The following is a 17459-nucleotide window of genomic DNA, read 5'->3' on the forward strand; positions in this document are numbered from 1 at the left end:
TCGCTTGCCTGAATCCATATCCCCTTTTCGCCTGTCACGCAGAAGCGCTAGCGCGTGTTGCATGTCGTCGTGATGACGCTTCGATGAATGACAGAGGACACCGAACGGTTGATGCGAAGCACGCCGCATTATTTATTTACAAAGTAACTTGACGTACTTACGATGAGGCCACCTTGGGCTAGTGGAACATCGTATGCGTACAGTCGATCGGGCAACGCTTGCCGCGCTCTGTCTTGGTCTTGCCGCATGCGGTGGCGGTGACGACAACGCCGGGCCAGCACCGCAGACCGTTGCGAGCACATCGACATCGCCGGCCGACCCTACGGGCGCGGCATCCGGCGCATCGGCTTCATCGGCCACTTCCTCTTCACCGACGAATTCCGGCAGCGCCGCGCCGACTTCCGGCACTTCCGGCACTTCCGGCACTTCCGGCACTTCCGGCGCGACACTTCAGCCCGTCGACGGCGCCAAGCCGGTTGTCATTGCGGACATGACGATTGCTCCGGCCGCGGACGGCAGCGATCAGGCCGATGCGCTTCAGAAGGCGATCGACAGCCTGCGGGCCGGCCAGCGCCTGATCATCGCACCGGGGCGGTACGTCGTCGGGCATTCGCTCGCGGTGACGGTGCCGCAGGCGGTGATTTCCGGATACGGCGCGACGCTGGCCGCCACGAATCCGGCCGACCAGACGATCGTGATGAGCGGCGCCGGCTCGACGCTCGTCGGCGTAACGCTCGCCGGCACCGGCACGACGCGCCTCACGACGCCCGAGTCGACCAAGGTCGAGGTGAAGGGCACGGACGTTCAGGTGCTCGGCGTGACGATCCAGGGCGGTGCGAGCGCCGGGATCTTCGTGTTCGGCGGCAGCGGCGTCGCGATCGTGGGCAACACCGTGCGGGCGACGCTCGCCGACGGCATCCATATGACCTACGGCTCGACCAACGTGCTGGTGCAGAACAACACGGTGACCGGCACCGGCGACGATATGATCGCCGTGGTCAGCTATATCGACGACGGCCGTCTGAGCAGCAACGTGCTGATCGACCGTAACGCGGTGTCGGGCAACCCTTGGGGGCGCGGCATTTCAGTCGTCGGCGGGCAGGGCGTGACGATCTCGAACAACACGGTCGACGGCGTTCAGAAGGCGGCGGGGATCCTCGTCGCGCAGGAAGACAGCTGGCAGACATACGGGGTGTCGAATGTCGTCATCAAGGGCAATGCCGTCACCAACATCCAGAACTCGACCGTGAACAACGGGCTTCAGCCGACGCAGCAGGCCGCGATCGAGCTGGATACGTGGTTGGGGACGGTGTCGGATGTCGTGGTGGCTGATAACCGGGTGTCGGGCGTCGGGTATTCGGGGTTTCGGGCGTACGGGAACGTGTGTTCGTTCAGTGTGACGGGGAATACGTTCGCTTCGATCGTCGGTTCGCCGGTGCAGTTGCTGACGAACGGCTGCGCGGCGAGCCAGATCGTCGTCGATGCGAACCTGCTCGGCGATGGCACCGCGCTGGCGCTGCCGGCCGGGGCGTCGTTGGCGGGGGCGTTGGCGGTGGCCGGGGCGAGCGTGAGCTTGATGCCGCAGGTCAGGACGGGGTTGATGCAGTGATGGGGGGATGGCTGTTTGCGGGGCGCCACAGCGGTGCTTTTCCGCAAGCGCGTTTTTCGCACTGCCTTCATAAACCGAACGGATACAGGTCGGTCGAACGTTGAGTTGCGACCGTTACGCCTACTGCGCCCGGGCTACAACAGCCGTCGAAGACGCCGAGCATTCTGCGCGTGTCGATCCAACGGCAACCGCCCGGGCGAATGAGAAAAGCCCGCTTGCTGACGCAGAGCGGGCTTCGAATTTGGTTGCGGGGATAGGATTTGAACCTATGACCTTCGGGTTATGAGCCCGACGAGCTGCCAGACTGCTCCACCCCGCGGCGCGAAGTGTACGCGGAGTGCTACCTCCGTGTCAAACGAATGGGGCAATCTCTTTACGATGCCTGTTCGGTATGGCGAGCTGGCTCTGTCTCTGGCGTTTCGAGGGGCTTGACCAGCAGGCGTTCGAGCGACTCGGCGTGAGCGTAGGCTGACGTGACCGGGTTGCGTTCAGCGTGTGCGGTCTGACGCTCGACGACGTCGCGGCTGTATTCTGGTTCAAGCAGCGTAGTTGCAGCGGGGTCCCGCGGAGCCCTTGTCCATGTCATGCGTGATTCGTAGCCCGTCCGATACAGGGCATGCAACAGCGCAGCGTGACGGGGTTCTTGTCGCGAAGCTGGTGAAACTTTGGAGGATCTTTGGTCCCCGACAGAATTCATGTCTAGTTAGTGCGTGGAGATGTTGGGGGATATCGGGGAATTTATACCCCCAAAAATACCCCCGAACGATAGATGATTGGATGTCGGCCTGTCAGCCGCCTGATCGATATCGAGTGCCTATGATGAACGAATACGAAGTCGAGATCGTGCAGGGCAAGCTGGACGTGGCGCTATTTCACCTCTACCAGGCGCGCCGCCGCCATGTACGCGATCAACATTTGCTACCGGCTGTACAAATGCTGGAGGAAGTGAAGGAACTGCTCGAAGGGCGGCGTCCGGATGGCTGCGCGTGAAGGCGTTCGACCGTTGCCTGACGGTATCAGGCAGAAGCGGCGGGAACAGGTGCGCCAACACCTGCCCTGCCTGACCACAGCACGACCTTTAGTGGAGGTTCGTATCATGGCTAGTGCCAATTCTACAGAACGCATCATCGTCAACGGATTCGAGCCCGTTTCCATCGATGACATCGAAGGTACCGCAAACATCACCTACGAGCAGGCTGAGGCGATGAGTGCAATCTTTCGCAGCATCTCTCGGCTGACGGACGACCGCGAGATCAAAGCGCTATGTGAGCATGGTGCTTTACAAGCAGACCTACAGGCCAATGACATCGATGTGATTCGTGAGCGAGCCGTAAAAGCCGGTCTCAATGCAAGCGGGGTGCGCCATGGCTGACAAAAACTCGACCGATAACTTGAGTCTGCCTCAGGCTCTCGAAGCGTGTGCAGCGAGAGAACTTGACGCGGCCGGTGATGCACTGATGCGCGTGCGTACTCTTCTCGACGTAATGCGTAGTGTCGTCACCTCTGGCGAAGAAGAGACATTCAACATGCTCAACCTCGTAGATTCGGCAATCGAAATTGCCTCTATGTATGCGGAGCGGGCAACCAACGAGAGTCTTGTCGCCATCCATGAAGTGGCAGCGCGCGGATAACGCGGGCTGGCAATCACGATGCTTTGAGACCCCGGGGTGGAGGGCGGCAAACGCCCCGCACTTCTAAGCCAAGGAGAAAACTCATGGACTCAATGCAAGGGACACTTCCCATCCGCGATAGGCGCTGGTTCGGGTTCCCGCTGCAAGCGCGTTTTGCATCTATCTCGGCAAGTCAATCAGGCATTGACGTCACAATTGAGTCAGTATTGCTTGACTACCGTACGTCGGAAGACTGCTTGGTCTGGAGTGGCAGCGAGAAACAGCTTCGTTCGTCGGGTTACTTCGATTCCCTGCGAACTTTTCCGCAGCATCATCGCTGGTGTTATCCAGGGAACCTGCGTGGGCACCTTAGGCGGACAGGACGGGACAGATTTCGTTTTGCCATCGAGTGGGTCTATACAGGGAAGACGCCCAGACTTTTCCGCAAACAATCTTCGCGGGCATTGGAGTGCTCAGATTACTGCGACTTCCGTGAAAAACTGTTGCGGACGACCGAAAGCACGTAAGTACAGTTTTGCCCCTGCCTAGCTCGACGGAGCGAAAAGCCGGACACCTTCACCGGCCTGGCAGGGGCACCTGCTCACGAAGGATCGCATTAAGGGATGCGGGATGACGAAAGGAGCGAAAAAGCCGGATGCGCTTGACGAACTGATCGGCAACGCGGCTGCACGTTCGAAAAACAAGCATCGCCTTGCAACGCAGACCGAACGGGGCAGGCGGTTAGAAAAGCGCAGGGGTCATATACCTCTATCTGCCGTGTTTGAGGATGAAGACTTTAGGCGACATCTTGATATCGAGAAGCGTAGCGTACATGGCAACCCCGAATTGATCCGAGCACTTGAGGAAGAGCTGGCGAGCAACGCGGCGTCCTATGCGGAGACTAAAGTAAAGCGTCGAAAGGCTGCGATCGAGGGTGGGAAGGCTACCGCTTCAGTGCGCCAACCCGTCGTAACGTCGGCGCACGACGCTATAGTCAAATATGCTTCCCAGCAACTCGAAAACGGAAAGAAGCCTCACGAGTTGGCATCAATTACGGCGCGGCACTTTAAGTATTCGGACCGACGAGTACGTGACATTCTAAAAAACGCAGGCTTGATCAAGAAGAAAAACGGAAACGCGCCTTAGGATAGCCGACGAACGAAAATATACCTTGTCATTGCAAACGACGCCTAAGGAGGCACAGCAATGACGAACAAGGCAGCAAGCGCGCAATCGCTCGGTGGCGCACACCTTTCCATTCCGGATTCACTCCCGCTTGATGGTTTTTCGCGATGGAGTGATCTGCGACCCTTTATCCCTTTCTGCCGTGAAACGCTACGCAAGCGCGAGAGGGAAGGCCGCTTCCCGCGCCGGCAACATCTCTCTCTACGTTGCACTGCATGGCCGAACCGCGAACTCCATCGCTGGTTCGCTGATCCCGTCAGTTATCGGGTGGACTGCATCGAGCAATCGATGCGCGGTATTTGACAGGAGGCCTGAGATGAATAAAAAAATGGCCACCCCGAAAAACAAGGCAGCCAGTGATGTCAAACTCAATAATAAAGATATGTCGGCCGCGGCGCAATGCAAGCGCGTGCTCGAATATCTCAAGGCTGATGGGCAGACTACCTACAGCTTGCGTGCCAGAGGTATCAGCCACCCCGCGCAACGCATCAAGGAGCTTGTCCGGCTCGGTTATCGCATCTGTGCGCATCGCGTCTCGGCCGTCGACTCAGACGGCTTCTTGCACGCCAACGTGGCGCGATACAGCCTGCTTGATCGCGAACTGGATCTCGTCGACATGATGGAGGCCGCGTGATGTATGGCGAACAAACGGTTCAAGGGCGCCAAGCAGAAACGGGCGTCCGGACGGTTCTACGCGCTGCCGGCGTCTGTCTTGCAAAGCAAGGCTTTCATTGGACTCTCGTCGCATGCCGTTCGGCTGATGCTGGATTTCCTCGAACAGTATCGGGGAGACGACAATGGGCGGATGATCTGCACTTGGGCGCACATGCACGAAAAGCGCGGTTGGAAGTCACGCGATACGCTGGACAAGGCGCGGGCGGAATTGATGGCGGCAGGCTTTCTGTTCGAGACCGTGAAGGGCAGACGGCCGAACAAGGCGAGCTGGTACGCGTTGACGTTTTTCGCAATCGACCCGAACGACGGGTACGACGTTTCGCCCCGAGCTTTCCCTTTCATGGCATTAGCGGACCCTCCGACCATCGCCATGAAAAACACATCGCTTACCACGCCGATCGTGTCACACGCCGCCTGATTGACACGTCCGGCGTGTTGCGGGGCTCCGATGTTGACACGCCGATCGTGTCAATCAGGCCCATTTCACCGGGTCTCTCTAACACGCCGGGCGTGCACCCTCTAGAGATGCCATCTACACAGGCAATTTCCCGGAGAGAGGTGCGGCAATGAACCTGCAATCGATGCTGCCCGAGACTGAAACGTTACCGAAACGGAAACGTCGGCACGAAGAGGTAACGATGGCCGAGTTCCTTGATGCCTGCAAGGCTGCCGGTGAAAAGGCCATTCCTGCCGATGACTCGATCTATCGCTACGCGGAGCGTGCCGGCATTCCTGACGATTTCCTTGAGATCGCCTGGCTGGAATTTCGCGAGCGCCATCTCGACAACCCGGCAAAGAAATACCGGGACTGGCGGGCGGCCTTCCGGAACAGTGTGCGCGATGGCTGGTTCCGTTTATGGCGTTTTGCCGATGGGCAATGTGTCCTGACCGTCCAGGGGGAACAGGCTGCGCGCGTGCACGGAAAGGCCGTGCAGCAGCAACCCGGCAAATTCGATCCGGTCGCTTACGTGAATCGCAACCGGAAACCGTCACGCCACAGCGGCTTCGACCAGATCGACTACCGGGAGGGGATCAATGAAGACGGCTCGTTCTGAACAAATGGAAGCGGCTGAGCCTGCGGTTGCATCCAGTTCCGTCGCGGCAGTCGAGAGCGACCGGCAGCTCGCCGCCGCCGCAGCGTCTGCAGACAAAGAGCGCGCGGAGAAGCGCGGGAAGACCACCGCCGAGTTGATGACGCGTCCGTCATTCATGGCGGCTCACACGGCAATGAGCTTCATTCCTGACTCGATGAAGGCGTACGGCCCTGCCAACGTCGTCAGCATGTACGAGGAGTTTCACAAGCGTGTGAAGGAGGTTTGCGAGGGTGACATGACGACGCCCGAGGCGCTACTTGTCGCGCAGGCCATGTCGCTCAACTCGATCTACAACGAGTGTGCGCAGCTTGCGGGCGCAAATATCGCCCAGCGTCTCCCGCAAGCCGAAATCCTCATGCGCATGGCTCTGAAAGCCCAAGCTCAATGTTCGCAAACACTGCGCGTCCTGGGCGAGTTGAAGGCGCCCAAGTCGGTCGCGTTCATCAAGCAGCAGAACAATGCAGCGGGCAATCAGCAGGTCAACAACGGACCGGTGACGCAGGGCACGTCCGCGCGCACGAGCGAAGAATCGCCGGAACGATCAAACGAACTATTAACAGACTAACGAGAGAGCGAACATGCCGCGACGCTGGACGCCCGAGCAGCGGGCCGCACAGGCAGAAAAGATCCGCGGATGGAAACCGTGGGAGCAGTCCACCGGACCGGTGACTGACGATGGCAAAGCCGCGGCATCACAAAACGCGCTCATACATGGCTTGCGCGCCCGTGACTGGCTCGCCTACCGGAAGCGTATTAACGACCTGCTGCGCGCCTGCAGGAAGCAACTGAACCAAATCTAACGGAAATCCTATGAGCTTCACTCGCAAGAAAATCAACCTAACCTTCAAGCTGGGCCGAGACACGAATGGTGTGCAGTATTCGTTCGACGGCAAGTACGACACTGTCACCGTGTCCGGTTTGCGTATTCAGGCGACGATTGCCAATGCAGGTGCGCCGTCCATGGGGCAAGCATCGTTGATCATCCACGGGTTGACGCCGTCTCTTCTGAACCAGCTCTTGAGCGTCAATCGGTTGGATAACGGGCAGGTCTCAATCCGCTTCAACCAGCTTGTGATCGAGGCCGGTGACGATTTGGTTGGGATGAGCGTCATCTTCCAAGGCCAAATATCGATGGCAATGCCGACTTACAACAACGCCCCAGATGTCGCACTCCACGTGGCGGCGTGTCCCGGTCTCCTTGAGGCAGTGAAGGTGGCGCCAGCATTGAGCTATTCAGGATCAGCCGATGCCGCGATCATCATGCAGAACCTCGCCACGCAAAACGGCTACATGTTCGAAAACAATGGCGTTTCGGTAATCCTGTCGACACCGTACTTCCCGGGCTCACCGAAGCGGCAGATGGAAGCGTGCGCAAATGCGGCAAACATCAACTGGTCGCTCGATAACGGCGTACTAGCAATCTGGCCGAAAGGTGGAAGTCGCAGTGGTTTCGTACAGACAATATCGCCAGAGACGGGAATGATCGGCTATCCGGCAGGGACTCCCGCTGGCGGAGTACTGGTTCGTACGCTATTCAACCCACACTTGCACTACGGTGCCGCTGTGCAGTTAGAGAGTAGCTTGCCTTTCGCCAACGGCAAATTCGTCCTATTCGACATTGCCCATGACCTTGAAAGCGAAACGCCAAACGGGCAGTGGGAAACCTCGTTCAGTGGGTCTGTGTTGGCCCTCTGAACCGCGCGCGACGTGGTCGCATTTGCAGGTGGGGCCTCGGAATGCCGATCGCCCTCGCAAACTGCCAAGTTGGTGCCGACGCGAGAGTCACCGTTTGAAAACAATCAAAGGAAATCAGACGGGGCCGGACTGCGAACATGCGAAACACCCGATCGAATTGCTGCTGCCAACAGCACCCGCTTTCTGAGTAATGCGACCAGTACGCGCGCGCAAGCGAAACGGTCAGGACTTGTCCTTAGCGCGTCGAACTGCCCCAAGCGTTATCTTGGGCTCTCCGTGTTTTCTCTTCATTTCCGCCCAGATAGCGTCGGACTTTCGGCGCTCGGCGAGGCCGTGCTCAGTGAGCATTTCCTCGGGCAAGTCGCGCAGAGCATGGACGTACACAAAGTAGCATTGGCATCCAGTTTCTTCATGCGGAGCCGTGATTTCGTCCGTGTAGCCGTCTGGCCCCGCCTGCATCAGGCCCTTCTGCATCGCCCAGTTGTCGCGAAGCGTGTATATCTTGTGGTCACGCTCGGGGTGGTCGGTGCCGCCATACGGCTCATAGTATCGGGACGAGCGCCACTTGGCTGCTATTGCGCCGCTGGCAAGAGCCTGTGCCTCAGCGGCGCGTAGCTGTTCAACGGCGGGGGTCGGCAGGGGGGATATGTCGGGACAGCCAATCGGACCGAGCGCGCGCAGCCGTTCCTTCGGGGGTAATGTGGTCCGGTCCGGTGACGCCGCCGGCAATGGCGCTTCAGATGGCTTCGGTTGCTGGTCCGGGGTCTCGTTGGGTCGCCCTTTGAGCCAGGAAAACAGTCCCATCGCAATCTCCGGTAGCGCACATAGTATCGGCCGATGTTCGCGGCCAGGTTCGCACGAGAAACACGCTCGTCGAGGCCCGCGCCGGCCGAGTGCTGACTCCCTCATCTGGCGGGCGTTTGGCGACGTGACGCCTGCATTTTTTGGATGATCTAGGCGGGCGGTGAGTGTTCGACTAACGTTTGTTGTGCCGCTTTTCTCGCTCATCGAGCGCCTGAACGACTTTGCCGGCCACGGTGTCGGCGAAGAGGTCCATGGTTCGGTCGTCGACTGGTGGCGCTCCGTTCACATCCGGTTCCAGGCTTTCTTCGAGCCGCTTCACGACCTCCGCATTCAGCGATCGGCCGTTCTCTTCCGCGAGCGCCGTTAGCCGGTCTTTCAATTCGACCGGTAGGCGCAGCTTCATCTGTGGATCTTCACGTGTCATGTCGGAATTATGATGGACCACGGTGGTGTTGACAATGGACCACCGTGGTGTATATCATCAAGTCACCGTGATCCCCAGTGTTGCCATCCACAGCGATGAGGAGATAGCTATGCGTACTCAAGCATTGATGCGGCAAAGTTCCGTGCCCGTTCACGTCGGTCAACTTGCGATTCTGTCGACTCGCCACGAGACGCGAGTCGTCCGCGTCCTGTCGCGCGCGGCGGACATCTGCCTCGACTGGAAAGTCGAAGTACTGGGCAGTCCGCTGTGGTGCGTCGACGCCCGTACCGACCTGCCGGCGCTCACGAATCTTGGCCTGGTGAAGGACGAACAGTTGTTTCCGCTCGAGACGGATGACATGGAGTTGTCACTGGCTGAAGAGCAGGATGGTTGACTGAGTCAACGCCAGTGGATGGCATTTTTAGCGTCTAATGATTAGGACAACATGATGATTAAGAATGAATCAACTGATCGCGAGGGTTCGTCCCGCCTAGTCGAGCGAATCGTCCGAGATGCATTGCGTAACGCATCGATCGCGTCCACCGATGCAGATGCGTTGGATATCGCTGGCGACGCGCTGTGCCGTCTGGCCGCGCTTGCTCGCACGGAGGTTTGCCATGTCTGAGATCTACGATCGTGAATCTGCTGCGGGTCGTGACATTTCCAATGCCGTTCAGGCCTTGAGCGATCTCTGGAAAATTCTCGATGGCTCGCTCGGCAGTGACAGGGAGGGCGCAGCGTGTTCTATGGCCATTGAGTTGCTGCCGTTGATTGGTGGCCGGTTTGATAGCGCTATTTCCGCGCTCGGCGTGGGTCCAACTGGTTGTTTCGAACAGGTGTTGGCTGCCAAGGGAATCGTGATTGGCGCATCCAGCAGCCCCAGAGAAGAGGTGCGCCGTGGATAACCGCAAGATCACATCTCAATTGGGCAGCGGATCTCAAATCGTCAATTTGGCGGACTTCCAGAGGAGTCCGTCGGCCGCTCACACTCTATCGGGAGAGGACGCGCGACGCGAGCTTAAGCTGACAATCCTGTCCCTTTCGAACCATCTGCTTTCCAGTGCTGAGTTAGTCGCCAAATGCGCCGAACTGTTCGAGGCGCTTGATGACGTGGGAGCGAATCATGGCTAAGGCATCGTTTTCGATATCGATCGGCGGGTCTGACGGGCTCCTGCTTGTAGGGGCTGATGCACCGATAGCAGATTCCTTGCAGGAAGCGTCAGACACCTTGGAGGCGGCGCTTACCATCATTACGACTGTCGCCAACGGCATGGAGTCGAACCCTGAGGCGCAATCGACGCTTCACGGCGCCCTCACACTGATCGGAATCAGCAAAGGTCTTGCCGACGCTGCACTCGTCAAGTACGGCTTGGCGAAGGACGCGGAGGTGAACCATGTCTGACATTCGAACGCTTAAGACTCTCGCTGAAGAGCCTCTTGATGGCAATGCGATGACTGGATATTTTTCGGTCACGGCTGGTATGCCGGTTCTTGAAGCCCTGGAGGCTTCGTCATGTCATCTCAGCGTCGTGCTGGACGTGCTTCGAGACGCTGCATCCAATAGCACTGAATGCTCGAGCCAGATGTATGCCGCTATCGCTGTCGCGGGGATGTCCAAGGGACTACTCGACGCTGCTGTATCGGCTATTGCGGTCGATAGTAAGGAGATGGACCATGGCTAAGCGTAATCTCACGGAGGACTACCGCCATGGTGCGAAGCGCGCCAACGAGTTGCTCATACAGTGGACGGACCGATGCTGCAAGGACTCAGCCTTCTGTGTGCGATTTCCGGATGAGCTTCGCTCCGAACTGTCACGAGTTGCTGGCGACGTTCGGCTTGGACTGGAAGACGGCATTGCGATCTATCTCAGATCGATTCTCGAAGATATGCCACCGATTCTGGGGAAATGGGATCTGGTCGAGGATCTGGAAGACCCCGAGGCTCTGTACGGGATCGAATAGCTTCGGCCGGTGGTCGACAACTTCTTTCGTCTTGGTTGGCTTCTGAGGGGCCATCCCTAGAGCCGCCAACCGGCAGAGCAAAAAATATGCAAGAAGAACAATTCCTGATCCGTGACCGATGCTACGGCGTCTGGCATCGGCCGCGATCGATTGGTCGTTATCTCGAGCGCCGCAAAGCGCAATCGTTGACGATGGCCGACCTGGATAGCGTCCTGTTTGTCGAATACGGCTATGGGAACAAGGTTCCGTTGGCCCTTGTGGAGGTCGCCCGGGACATCGGTCAGGAGAAGCCAACGGGCGTGATACGGGAACTGGCAAAGATGGCGAACCTGCCGGCATTCGTTGCGCTCTACACCCCCGCACACCAGGCGAATCCCACCAGTCCCGCGTGGCATGACATCGACGGCTTTCGTGTTCGACGTGTGTGGCCGAAACCGGAGGCGTCGTGGAGGTCGCTGACACCGGGGCAGTGGGCAAACGCACTGCTACAGATTCGAGACTGGCAACTGCGCAAGTATGTATCGCGCGCCGCCGAAAACGATGCCCACTTCTGACGTGTATAAGGCTGGACTAGACCAAACAGACAGCGTAAGTTCGTCTGACTCAGTTCGGCCATGATACGTCATTCGTTCGTACTGTCGCGTAGACGTTCAAACGTCGGTTCCAGTCAGGAACTGGCCGCTAATTTCGCAAGAGTTGCAATGTTGCTTGTCGAAGCGATTGAACGAGCACGGCGGTACAAAGTTACGCGCAGACGCCGAGGCAATCTGCCTATATCTCGGCCAGTCGCGAAAGCACCCTGCATTGGGAATCAATCCTCGCGGCTACGGCGATCAGCATCTCCCGGAATGCCCTGTCCGAGGTGACGATCACGTCGCAGTAGGCGACCGCCAGCACGCCAAACTGGACGTCAATGCCGTCCGATCGCCTGAGCCTACGCTGACTTGCGACTCGATGCCGATAGGTCTGTTCCTCGGCGTGGAACGCTGGGCAGCGCAGGTACGCGTCGTCGATGTGGGCAAGGAGGAAGTCGACCAACGCTACGCGTCGCCGCTGATCGATCCATGCGTTGTCGGCCTGATTCCGCTCGGGCAGCAGTTCCATCAACCACTGCTGGTCGATCAACTGCTCGTCACGTTCCAGGACCCCTTCGACGAACGCTTGACGGCCAACCGCAGCAGCCACTGGTCCATCATCAAGCGCGGCGTCAAGATGTCGGCGCAGGTCGGAATGAGTCAGCATCTCCACACCGTCGCGGAAGCTCTCGCCTACGAAAGGGGTCGCGGGGTTATGCGGGCTGGCGAAGGTTGCCCACATTTGCGCGGGCGTGTCGAAGAACGGGCTGACCTCCTCGACGCGGTATGGGTGGTCGTTGTACCGGTCGGCTGCATATCGGACGACCTCCTGCACCTGAACGAGACGCGGGTTTGCGCAGTAGAGCGGCCGGACGCCCGTTATGAACTCAATGCAGCCGTCCTTCGTTTCCTTACGGCCAGCCCGCGCTGTTTCGTACATGTTCCAGACCGATACCGCGAAGCGATGCTCACCCGCCCTGACGGTCTCCGTGGCGCGACCGCGTTCAGCATCCGCGTCGGCGACGCGGGTATGCCCAGCAATATCGGAGACGAAGTTGTGGTCGAGATAGATAACGCCCATCTTTGCACGCGCAGTTGGATGCTGAAGCAACAAGTGTATCGCGGGCTGAACGCAGCGCACCCGCCCCGGAAATCAGGCGCTGGCTGGCGTGCTGCTGTGCGGGAGGCATTTGGCTCTGGCATCCCATGACCCGGTCCACTATAAGGTCGATGACGTATTAGCCCACGCGCTCGAACACATGGCCGCTGCACCTCAGAAGCTGCCGTCAAGCGCGACCGGGGGCGGACGGCAGCACGGGGTCGGTAACGGCCCTTGATGAAGTGACGGCCAAGCAATCTCAGGCCTGATCTGGCGGTGACTGAGAGATCAGGTCTTGACTTGCGCATCTGACATCTAGTTTCGGTTGTCGCGGCACGACAACATCACGTTTTTCCTACCCTAGCGGAGCATCACTTTGCGATATCGCACGCAAACCGAACGCCGTCACGACAGAATGCGTGCGTCACTCTGTAGGTGTGACCGCCACTCTTCGTCGCCGGACAGGGCGCGCTGAAAACCTGTTGCCAACCGGTACGAGCATCGCTAATCTAGCTTCACACCTAGCCCGGGTTAAGGGCATCGACTGAAGTGCGCCGAAACTAATCGGCAATTGTTTGGAAAGCTCGCTATGCGGGCACGGTGACTTGATCACCGAATTCACTGAGTAGGGCCCACGCCCAAAATCCGTCCATCGTTTCCTGATGGACTCGTGACTGTTTCGCCGCTAGGTGAAGCCCTCCATCGCCTTTTGCTTCCTGCGAAAGGCGCGATGTGCAATCCCCGTATGCCGCTCCCGCGGCAATCAATCCGTGACGTGCGCCCCCCAGCGCTAACGCCGTGCCTTGCTGCGTCCGTCTCAATCGTCCTCGTGATGATTGGCGGCGTGCTTGGCCTTGGCGTATGGAATCTCGTGTCGACTCGCTCGGCACGCATCAATTCGCGCGGTCGGGGCATTGGCGCCCCCGATCGGTCGCAAAGCCAAAACACGGATCAAACGGGGGAAGCGTCCTCCCGCCGCGTGCTGACCCTCATCGGGTTGATGCGCGCCGGGCTGCGCCGGCTTGCTGGCGTAGAACGCTCCCAATCTCACCAGGCCGAGGCTCGTGCCCCCGTTTGTTGTCTCCCAGCTGCGTTTGAGCGGCTCCGTCCAGCGGATAGGGAGGCAACTGGGGGTCGAGCCTCACGTCATGGATGCGGGGTACGCATGTCGCACAAATCTCTCACGGCAGACCTGTGCCGTGCTGCGCGCGGGGCGCGTGGCAAACAGGCAAACTCGACCTCCAAAGGTCGGGAGAAGTCGCTCGCGCGTTTTGCTCGGTTTCTGTGGGACCTGGGCTTTCAGGTTCACACAACTGGCCAGCTCAAGGAGAAGCATCTGTTCGCATGGTCGGGCGACATGTTGGCGCGCGGGCGTTCGAAGCGGACGGCAATCAACAATATGACGCACATCCGAACGGCGCTCGAAGGGATCGGTCGCCGGCCGTTTGCCGACAAGATGAGCAATGCGGCGCTCGGGCTATCGGGCGCAAGTCGGGCCGGCACGAAGCGGCCGATGACGCGCGACGAGCTGGAACCGTATCGTGCTGCTGTTACTGCGATCGATCCCGGCGTCGCGATTGTGCTCGAGCTGCAGCTCGAACTTGGGTTGCGGGGCAGGGAGGCGGTTCAATGCATCAAGTCGCTGGCCGAATGGCGGCGCGCGCTTTCGAACTCAATCGGGGATGGCTTCGTGACCATCATTCACGGGACGAAGGGAGGTAAGACGCGTCGAAGCCCACCGCTGGATCGGCAGCGCGCCGCCGAGTTGGTGGAGCGTGCGATCAGGCTGTCGAACGAGTACGGCGGGAAGCTGGTACGCAAGCCGGATCTGAAGCGGGCGATGGAGCGTTACCACTATGTCGTACGAAAGGTCGGTATGACAGATGAGCGCGCACCGCATAGCCTCCGATACGCGTACGCGACCGAGCACCTAGAGAGGCAGAAGGCAGCCGGTGTCTCGCGTCGGGAGGCGGCCGCCGGCGTGTCGACATGGCTTGGCCACGGGGATGGACGCGGGACGTGGGTGGAGCGGGTCTATGGGCGCGAGGCGTTGGCCGAAGTGGAGGTGCGCAATGCATAAGCACGTCGGTGCATTGCCGTTCGTCGGTCACTCAAGGTGGAAGCAAATCGAACCCTTCGTTGGCGTATCACGTGAGACATGGCGGAAGTTGTGCCGAGCCGGAAAGGCGCCTCGGCCAATCCGCTTGTCTCCGAGATGCACTGTTTGGTCGAACGATCAGATGCACGCATACTTGGCCGATCCATTGGGATATCGCGTGCCGTGATCGCAACTACCGGCTCCGGCAATAACGGTTTGGCGGAGGAAGCAGACGTGAGGGATGGCTAGCGGGGGGCATGGCAGACTGAATGCATTAGCTCAACATCATTTCGTGGAGATCTAGGCATGGAGGAAGTGCGCATACACAAGGTCAAGTTGCCACTCGAGGTACTCCGATCGCTTCCTAAAGAGCGAGCTTCGGCTTTCTTACGTGTGGGGCTTTTCACCAACGAACTGAATTGGCTTGTTCGGCTGCTTCTGATTGCAAGAATGCCAAACGACGCGGACGAAGCGGAAAGGCGCGCCACCCTCTCGCTTGCGCTGCTTACCGTGAAGCTGCTCGCAGGGAAGATCCACGAAGGCTGGGCCAAACTTCAGAGCGAAATTAACCCATTGGTTGTCGATTCGCTAACCGCAGAGGGGAGGAGTGCCGTTGGCGAATTGGGCAAGCGGCTGGCCAAAGGCTCCATGATTCATAAGCTCCGGAACGGCTTCGCCTTCCACTACTCCGCCCAGCTTTCTATCGATGACTTGGAGGCATTGCCCCTTGGGGACGACGAGATGGTGGCCTATATGTCGCAGAATCACGGTCACAACCTGATCTTCGTGTCGGAGCTGGCGGCAATAAATCGGTTGGCCACCATTACAGATGAGGCGAACCCAGGCAAAGCATTCGGACTGGTAATGCAAGAGGTGGTCGAGGTCGCCGGCTTGTATAGCGACTATGTTGTGGCGGTCTTGACGGCGTTGCTTGGAAACGATGTTGTTGAATCTCTAACGATCGAGGAAATGCCGCATACAAAGCCGGCTGAGCCGAGAACCGACAGGATCATGTTTTTTGAGTTGCCCGTCCGCGACTAGGGGCGTTGCGTTTGGGGATTACTGCTTCTGCGGCTGCGGTCAGTCGCAGCGCCAGCTGCCGGGATAGCCTAAGTATTCCGCGCAGCGTTGTCGTTCAAATCTGCTAGGATTTTCCGAACCGCAGCGCGATGACTGCGACAACACAATCACAATTGACGGGGAATGCGATGGCAGACAACAACTCAACTGGCCTTGCCGCCGAGATGCCGAAAGCATGGTCGTATTTGGACTCGATGCTCGTTACCGGGGAGGCCGTTCAGGAGAGCACGGTGCAGCGCCGATTGTTTGCGCTTTTGCATCGACGCGCGCTTGTGGCAGCGACGTCCGGTCGGCTAATCGGGATGACACGCGGCCTGTTGGGAGGTTTTTCGCCCGTTGACCTTCGCTGGCAGGACATCAAGACGGCCCATATCAAGGCCGGTATCTTTGGCAGCACTCTGACCGTTACCGCACTGACTCAACCTGACTTGGCAAGTGGTGGCGCTCTCCGTGGGTTCCAGTTCTCCGGCTTGCGCAAAGCAGAGGCGCAAGCAATCTACCGTATCTGCCAGGCGCAGGAGCAGGCTTGGCGTGAAAAGCGCCGGCAGCGTGAGCTTGAGGAGATGCGTGCCAAATCCGGCGGGTTTCAGGGCAGTTTCGGTGACTCTGCAGCCGTGGCCGGTGAAAGTCCGACGGAGCGGCTACAGAAGGCCAAGGCCATGCTCGATCAAGGGCTCATCAGCGATTCCGAATACGAAACTATCAAGGCCAAGGTCATCAGCCAGCTTTGATGTGTTCTCGTAACTGCCCACCCAAGCCGCTGAAATCCGACTAGGAATGGTCCGCCATCAATCCATTCGGCGGGCGATATTGGCATGCCACGAGGGACCATCCCCGCGTCATGCTGACTGGCGGACAAACGTCTGGAAATGCCGTGAGTACCCTCAAGCAAAAGCAGGCATATCAACCGGATTCGCTGCAGCTATTCCATATGCGTGTGAACGTGATTCCGCATATGCTGGTTCGTATCGATGCAGCCCGACAGGCGCTGGAGTTGGAGAAGAAGTACACGTCGTTGGACTACATTGAGGTATTCCGTTCGGCCGTGCCACCCCAACGAGTCTTGTTCACCGTATTAGGTGGCTACACCCAGCCTGTAATCTCGATAGCAGCACTTCAATGCAGGGTGTTGCTCGAGTTCCTGGGGCTCACGGCCAGCAAGCGCGATCGTGGACTCCTAGTTTCTACCAAAGATCGTCGTCTTGACGGAGACATTGGCATCGAGCATTACGTCGACGTCAATGGGCAGCCGCTAAGTCGTTTGACAAGAGCACAGGCACTGGCTTCGATAGCAAACCCATCACGGGCGGAGCAGGCATGGACCACGGTCATCGAGTTCACGAACCAGAGGCTTGCTCATGCGACTGACGATCAGCGGCTTGGTGGAAAGTCGGTTCGCCCCCATCTCTATAACGCGTTCCGTACTGTTCCCCAGTTGGTGGAGCAGGCGTTCATTGAGCGGGCTGAGCAGCCCACCCAGCCGCGGCAGTTGCAGTAAGAAGGGCGGTCTACCGTCCGATTTGTGACATTGAAATGATCCGCAGTTGCC

General features: G+C 58.9%; 26 protein-coding genes, 1 tRNA gene and 1 pseudogene. 24 read left to right on the top strand and 4 right to left on the bottom strand.

The genetic code is table 11. From position 1 onward, the window contains the following. Positions 1 to 484: 484 nt before the first annotated feature. Positions 485 to 1609 (top strand): annotated as a pseudogene (locus BME24068_RS01940) (right-handed parallel beta-helix repeat-containing protein); the annotation flags it as partial. A 242-nt stretch (positions 1610 to 1851) separates the two neighbouring features. Here BME24068_RS01940 and BME24068_RS01945 read toward each other — a convergent pair. Continuing rightward, positions 1852 to 1928, bottom strand: a tRNA-Met gene (locus BME24068_RS01945). Positions 1929 to 2428: 500 nt separating this feature from the next. Between BME24068_RS01945 and BME24068_RS01950 the strand changes: the two genes are divergently transcribed. The 11 genes from BME24068_RS01950 (at position 2429) to BME24068_RS02000 (ending at position 7868) form a co-directional block, all read left to right on the top strand. After that, positions 2429 to 2599, top strand: coding sequence for a hypothetical protein (locus BME24068_RS01950; protein WP_174924993.1), 171 nt, complete (start codon positions 2429 to 2431; stop codon positions 2597 to 2599). Between the two features lie 106 nt (positions 2600 to 2705). Further along, positions 2706 to 2981 (top strand): hypothetical protein, encoded by a 276-nt coding sequence (locus BME24068_RS01955; RefSeq protein WP_174924994.1) that lies wholly within the window; start codon positions 2706 to 2708, stop codon positions 2979 to 2981. Beyond that, positions 2974 to 3240, top strand: coding sequence for a hypothetical protein (locus BME24068_RS01960; RefSeq protein WP_174924995.1), 267 nt, complete (start codon positions 2974 to 2976; stop codon positions 3238 to 3240). Before BME24068_RS01955 ends, BME24068_RS01960 begins: the two co-directional genes overlap by 8 nt. A 609-nt stretch (positions 3241 to 3849) precedes the next feature. Then, positions 3850 to 4365 (top strand): hypothetical protein, encoded by a 516-nt coding sequence (locus BME24068_RS01965; RefSeq protein ID WP_174924996.1) that lies wholly within the window; start codon positions 3850 to 3852, stop codon positions 4363 to 4365. Between the two features lie 60 nt (positions 4366 to 4425). After that, on the top strand, positions 4426 to 4707 hold the full coding sequence (locus BME24068_RS01970) for a helix-turn-helix transcriptional regulator (protein WP_174924997.1): 282 nt from the start codon (positions 4426 to 4428) through the stop codon (positions 4705 to 4707). A 13-nt stretch (positions 4708 to 4720) separates the two neighbouring features. Then, positions 4721 to 5038: a helix-turn-helix domain-containing protein gene (locus BME24068_RS01975; RefSeq protein WP_174924998.1), complete on the top strand. Its 318-nt coding sequence runs from the start codon at positions 4721 to 4723 to the stop codon at positions 5036 to 5038. A 3-nt stretch (positions 5039 to 5041) separates the two neighbouring features. Continuing rightward, positions 5042 to 5497 (top strand): hypothetical protein, encoded by a 456-nt coding sequence (locus tag BME24068_RS01980; protein WP_174924999.1) that lies wholly within the window; start codon positions 5042 to 5044, stop codon positions 5495 to 5497. 148 nt (positions 5498 to 5645) lie between these two features. Then, positions 5646 to 6134, top strand: coding sequence for a hypothetical protein (locus BME24068_RS01985; protein ID WP_174925000.1), 489 nt, complete (start codon positions 5646 to 5648; stop codon positions 6132 to 6134). Then, complete coding sequence (locus BME24068_RS01990; protein WP_174925001.1) at positions 6115 to 6738, top strand: hypothetical protein; 624 nt, start codon at positions 6115 to 6117, stop codon at positions 6736 to 6738. The genes BME24068_RS01985 and BME24068_RS01990 overlap by 20 nt, the downstream gene beginning before the upstream one ends. 13 nt (positions 6739 to 6751) lie before the next feature. Further along, on the top strand, positions 6752 to 6973 hold the full coding sequence (locus BME24068_RS01995; protein ID WP_174925002.1) for a hypothetical protein: 222 nt from the start codon (positions 6752 to 6754) through the stop codon (positions 6971 to 6973). Between the two features lie 10 nt (positions 6974 to 6983). After that, a complete protein-coding gene (locus BME24068_RS02000) occupies positions 6984 to 7868 on the top strand; it encodes a baseplate hub protein (RefSeq protein WP_174925003.1) in 885 nt (294 codons plus the stop codon). 222 nt (positions 7869 to 8090) lie between these two features. Here the strand turns inward: BME24068_RS02000 and BME24068_RS02005 are convergent, their stop codons facing one another. After that, entirely contained in the window at positions 8091 to 8672 is a 582-nt protein-coding gene (locus tag BME24068_RS02005) for a hypothetical protein (RefSeq protein ID WP_174925004.1), read from the bottom strand. A 172-nt stretch (positions 8673 to 8844) separates the two neighbouring features. Next, the gene (locus tag BME24068_RS02010) at positions 8845 to 9096 is read right to left on the bottom strand and encodes an Arc family DNA-binding protein (RefSeq protein ID WP_085509419.1); all 252 of its coding nucleotides are present in this window, start codon (positions 9094 to 9096) and stop codon (positions 8845 to 8847) included. A 109-nt stretch (positions 9097 to 9205) separates the two neighbouring features. Between BME24068_RS02010 and BME24068_RS02015 the strand changes: the two genes are divergently transcribed. The 8 genes from BME24068_RS02015 to BME24068_RS02050 all read left to right on the top strand — a co-directional run bounded on the left by BME24068_RS02015 (position 9206) and on the right by BME24068_RS02050 (position 11612). Next, positions 9206 to 9490, top strand: a complete 285-nt coding sequence (locus tag BME24068_RS02015) for a hypothetical protein (protein WP_174925005.1) — start codon at positions 9206 to 9208, stop codon at positions 9488 to 9490. A 54-nt stretch (positions 9491 to 9544) separates the two neighbouring features. Then, complete coding sequence (locus BME24068_RS02020) at positions 9545 to 9721, top strand: hypothetical protein (RefSeq protein WP_174925006.1); 177 nt, start codon at positions 9545 to 9547, stop codon at positions 9719 to 9721. Beyond that, positions 9714 to 10001, top strand: a complete 288-nt coding sequence (locus tag BME24068_RS02025; protein WP_174925007.1) for a hypothetical protein — start codon at positions 9714 to 9716, stop codon at positions 9999 to 10001. The genes BME24068_RS02020 and BME24068_RS02025 overlap by 8 nt, the downstream gene beginning before the upstream one ends. Continuing rightward, complete coding sequence (locus BME24068_RS02030; RefSeq protein WP_174925008.1) at positions 9994 to 10227, top strand: hypothetical protein; 234 nt, start codon at positions 9994 to 9996, stop codon at positions 10225 to 10227. The genes BME24068_RS02025 and BME24068_RS02030 overlap by 8 nt, the downstream gene beginning before the upstream one ends. Continuing rightward, positions 10220 to 10498: a DUF3077 domain-containing protein gene (locus BME24068_RS02035; RefSeq protein WP_174925009.1), complete on the top strand. Its 279-nt coding sequence runs from the start codon at positions 10220 to 10222 to the stop codon at positions 10496 to 10498. Before BME24068_RS02030 ends, BME24068_RS02035 begins: the two co-directional genes overlap by 8 nt. Then, complete coding sequence (locus BME24068_RS02040; protein ID WP_174925010.1) at positions 10491 to 10778, top strand: DUF3077 domain-containing protein; 288 nt, start codon at positions 10491 to 10493, stop codon at positions 10776 to 10778. Before BME24068_RS02035 ends, BME24068_RS02040 begins: the two co-directional genes overlap by 8 nt. Continuing rightward, the gene (locus tag BME24068_RS02045) at positions 10771 to 11058 is read left to right on the top strand and encodes a hypothetical protein (protein ID WP_174925011.1); all 288 of its coding nucleotides are present in this window, start codon (positions 10771 to 10773) and stop codon (positions 11056 to 11058) included. The genes BME24068_RS02040 and BME24068_RS02045 overlap by 8 nt, the downstream gene beginning before the upstream one ends. Positions 11059 to 11144: 86 nt before the next feature. Continuing rightward, a complete protein-coding gene (locus BME24068_RS02050) occupies positions 11145 to 11612 on the top strand; it encodes a hypothetical protein (RefSeq protein WP_174925012.1) in 468 nt (155 codons plus the stop codon). A 217-nt stretch (positions 11613 to 11829) separates the two neighbouring features. Here the strand turns inward: BME24068_RS02050 and BME24068_RS02055 are convergent, their stop codons facing one another. After that, on the bottom strand, positions 11830 to 12747 hold the full coding sequence (locus tag BME24068_RS02055) for a hypothetical protein (RefSeq protein WP_239007755.1): 918 nt from the start codon (positions 12745 to 12747) through the stop codon (positions 11830 to 11832). 1150 nt (positions 12748 to 13897) lie between these two features. Here BME24068_RS02055 and BME24068_RS02060 point away from each other — a divergent pair. The 4 genes from BME24068_RS02060 (at position 13898) to BME24068_RS02075 (ending at position 17408) form a co-directional block, all read left to right on the top strand. Beyond that, on the top strand, positions 13898 to 14812 hold the full coding sequence (locus BME24068_RS02060) for an integrase domain-containing protein (RefSeq protein ID WP_174925013.1): 915 nt from the start codon (positions 13898 to 13900) through the stop codon (positions 14810 to 14812). Between the two features lie 324 nt (positions 14813 to 15136). Continuing rightward, entirely contained in the window at positions 15137 to 15871 is a 735-nt protein-coding gene (locus BME24068_RS02065; RefSeq protein ID WP_174925014.1) for a hypothetical protein, read from the top strand. Between the two features lie 167 nt (positions 15872 to 16038). Continuing rightward, positions 16039 to 16641, top strand: coding sequence for an SHOCT domain-containing protein (locus BME24068_RS02070; RefSeq protein ID WP_122474469.1), 603 nt, complete (start codon positions 16039 to 16041; stop codon positions 16639 to 16641). A gap of 143 nt (positions 16642 to 16784) precedes the next feature. Continuing rightward, positions 16785 to 17408: a hypothetical protein gene (locus BME24068_RS02075; RefSeq protein WP_174925015.1), complete on the top strand. Its 624-nt coding sequence runs from the start codon at positions 16785 to 16787 to the stop codon at positions 17406 to 17408. The last annotated feature ends 51 nt before the right edge of the window (positions 17409 to 17459 follow it).

The sequence above is a fragment of the Burkholderia anthina genome, from assembly GCF_902498995.1.
Classification (GTDB): domain Bacteria; phylum Pseudomonadota; class Gammaproteobacteria; order Burkholderiales; family Burkholderiaceae; genus Burkholderia; species Burkholderia anthina.

Bases quoted from the DNA above. Each gene is read 5' to 3' on its own strand.
- BME24068_RS01950 (WP_174924993.1), top strand. From the start codon at position 2,429: ATGAACGAATACGAAGTCGAGATCGTGCAGGGCAAGCTGGACGTGGCG.
- BME24068_RS01955 (WP_174924994.1), top strand. From the start codon at position 2,706: ATGGCTAGTGCCAATTCTACAGAACGCATCATCGTCAACGGATTCGAG.
- BME24068_RS01960 (WP_174924995.1), top strand. From the start codon at position 2,974: ATGGCTGACAAAAACTCGACCGATAACTTGAGTCTGCCTCAGGCTCTC.
- BME24068_RS01965 (WP_174924996.1), top strand. From the start codon at position 3,850: ATGACGAAAGGAGCGAAAAAGCCGGATGCGCTTGACGAACTGATCGGC.
- BME24068_RS01970 (WP_174924997.1), top strand. From the start codon at position 4,426: ATGACGAACAAGGCAGCAAGCGCGCAATCGCTCGGTGGCGCACACCTT.
- BME24068_RS01975 (WP_174924998.1), top strand. From the start codon at position 4,721: ATGAATAAAAAAATGGCCACCCCGAAAAACAAGGCAGCCAGTGATGTC.
- BME24068_RS01980 (WP_174924999.1), top strand. From the start codon at position 5,042: ATGGCGAACAAACGGTTCAAGGGCGCCAAGCAGAAACGGGCGTCCGGA.
- BME24068_RS01985 (WP_174925000.1), top strand. From the start codon at position 5,646: ATGAACCTGCAATCGATGCTGCCCGAGACTGAAACGTTACCGAAACGG.
- BME24068_RS01990 (WP_174925001.1), top strand. From the start codon at position 6,115: ATGAAGACGGCTCGTTCTGAACAAATGGAAGCGGCTGAGCCTGCGGTT.
- BME24068_RS01995 (WP_174925002.1), top strand. From the start codon at position 6,752: ATGCCGCGACGCTGGACGCCCGAGCAGCGGGCCGCACAGGCAGAAAAG.
- BME24068_RS02000 (WP_174925003.1), top strand. From the start codon at position 6,984: ATGAGCTTCACTCGCAAGAAAATCAACCTAACCTTCAAGCTGGGCCGA.
- BME24068_RS02005 (WP_174925004.1), bottom strand. From the start codon at position 8,672: ATGGGACTGTTTTCCTGGCTCAAAGGGCGACCCAACGAGACCCCGGAC.
- BME24068_RS02010 (WP_085509419.1), bottom strand. From the start codon at position 9,096: ATGACACGTGAAGATCCACAGATGAAGCTGCGCCTACCGGTCGAATTG.
- BME24068_RS02015 (WP_174925005.1), top strand. From the start codon at position 9,206: ATGCGTACTCAAGCATTGATGCGGCAAAGTTCCGTGCCCGTTCACGTC.
- BME24068_RS02020 (WP_174925006.1), top strand. From the start codon at position 9,545: ATGATTAAGAATGAATCAACTGATCGCGAGGGTTCGTCCCGCCTAGTC.
- BME24068_RS02025 (WP_174925007.1), top strand. From the start codon at position 9,714: ATGTCTGAGATCTACGATCGTGAATCTGCTGCGGGTCGTGACATTTCC.
- BME24068_RS02035 (WP_174925009.1), top strand. From the start codon at position 10,220: ATGGCTAAGGCATCGTTTTCGATATCGATCGGCGGGTCTGACGGGCTC.
- BME24068_RS02040 (WP_174925010.1), top strand. From the start codon at position 10,491: ATGTCTGACATTCGAACGCTTAAGACTCTCGCTGAAGAGCCTCTTGAT.
- BME24068_RS02045 (WP_174925011.1), top strand. From the start codon at position 10,771: ATGGCTAAGCGTAATCTCACGGAGGACTACCGCCATGGTGCGAAGCGC.
- BME24068_RS02050 (WP_174925012.1), top strand. From the start codon at position 11,145: ATGCAAGAAGAACAATTCCTGATCCGTGACCGATGCTACGGCGTCTGG.
- BME24068_RS02060 (WP_174925013.1), top strand. From the start codon at position 13,898: ATGTCGCACAAATCTCTCACGGCAGACCTGTGCCGTGCTGCGCGCGGG.
- BME24068_RS02065 (WP_174925014.1), top strand. From the start codon at position 15,137: ATGGAGGAAGTGCGCATACACAAGGTCAAGTTGCCACTCGAGGTACTC.
- BME24068_RS02070 (WP_122474469.1), top strand. From the start codon at position 16,039: ATGGCAGACAACAACTCAACTGGCCTTGCCGCCGAGATGCCGAAAGCA.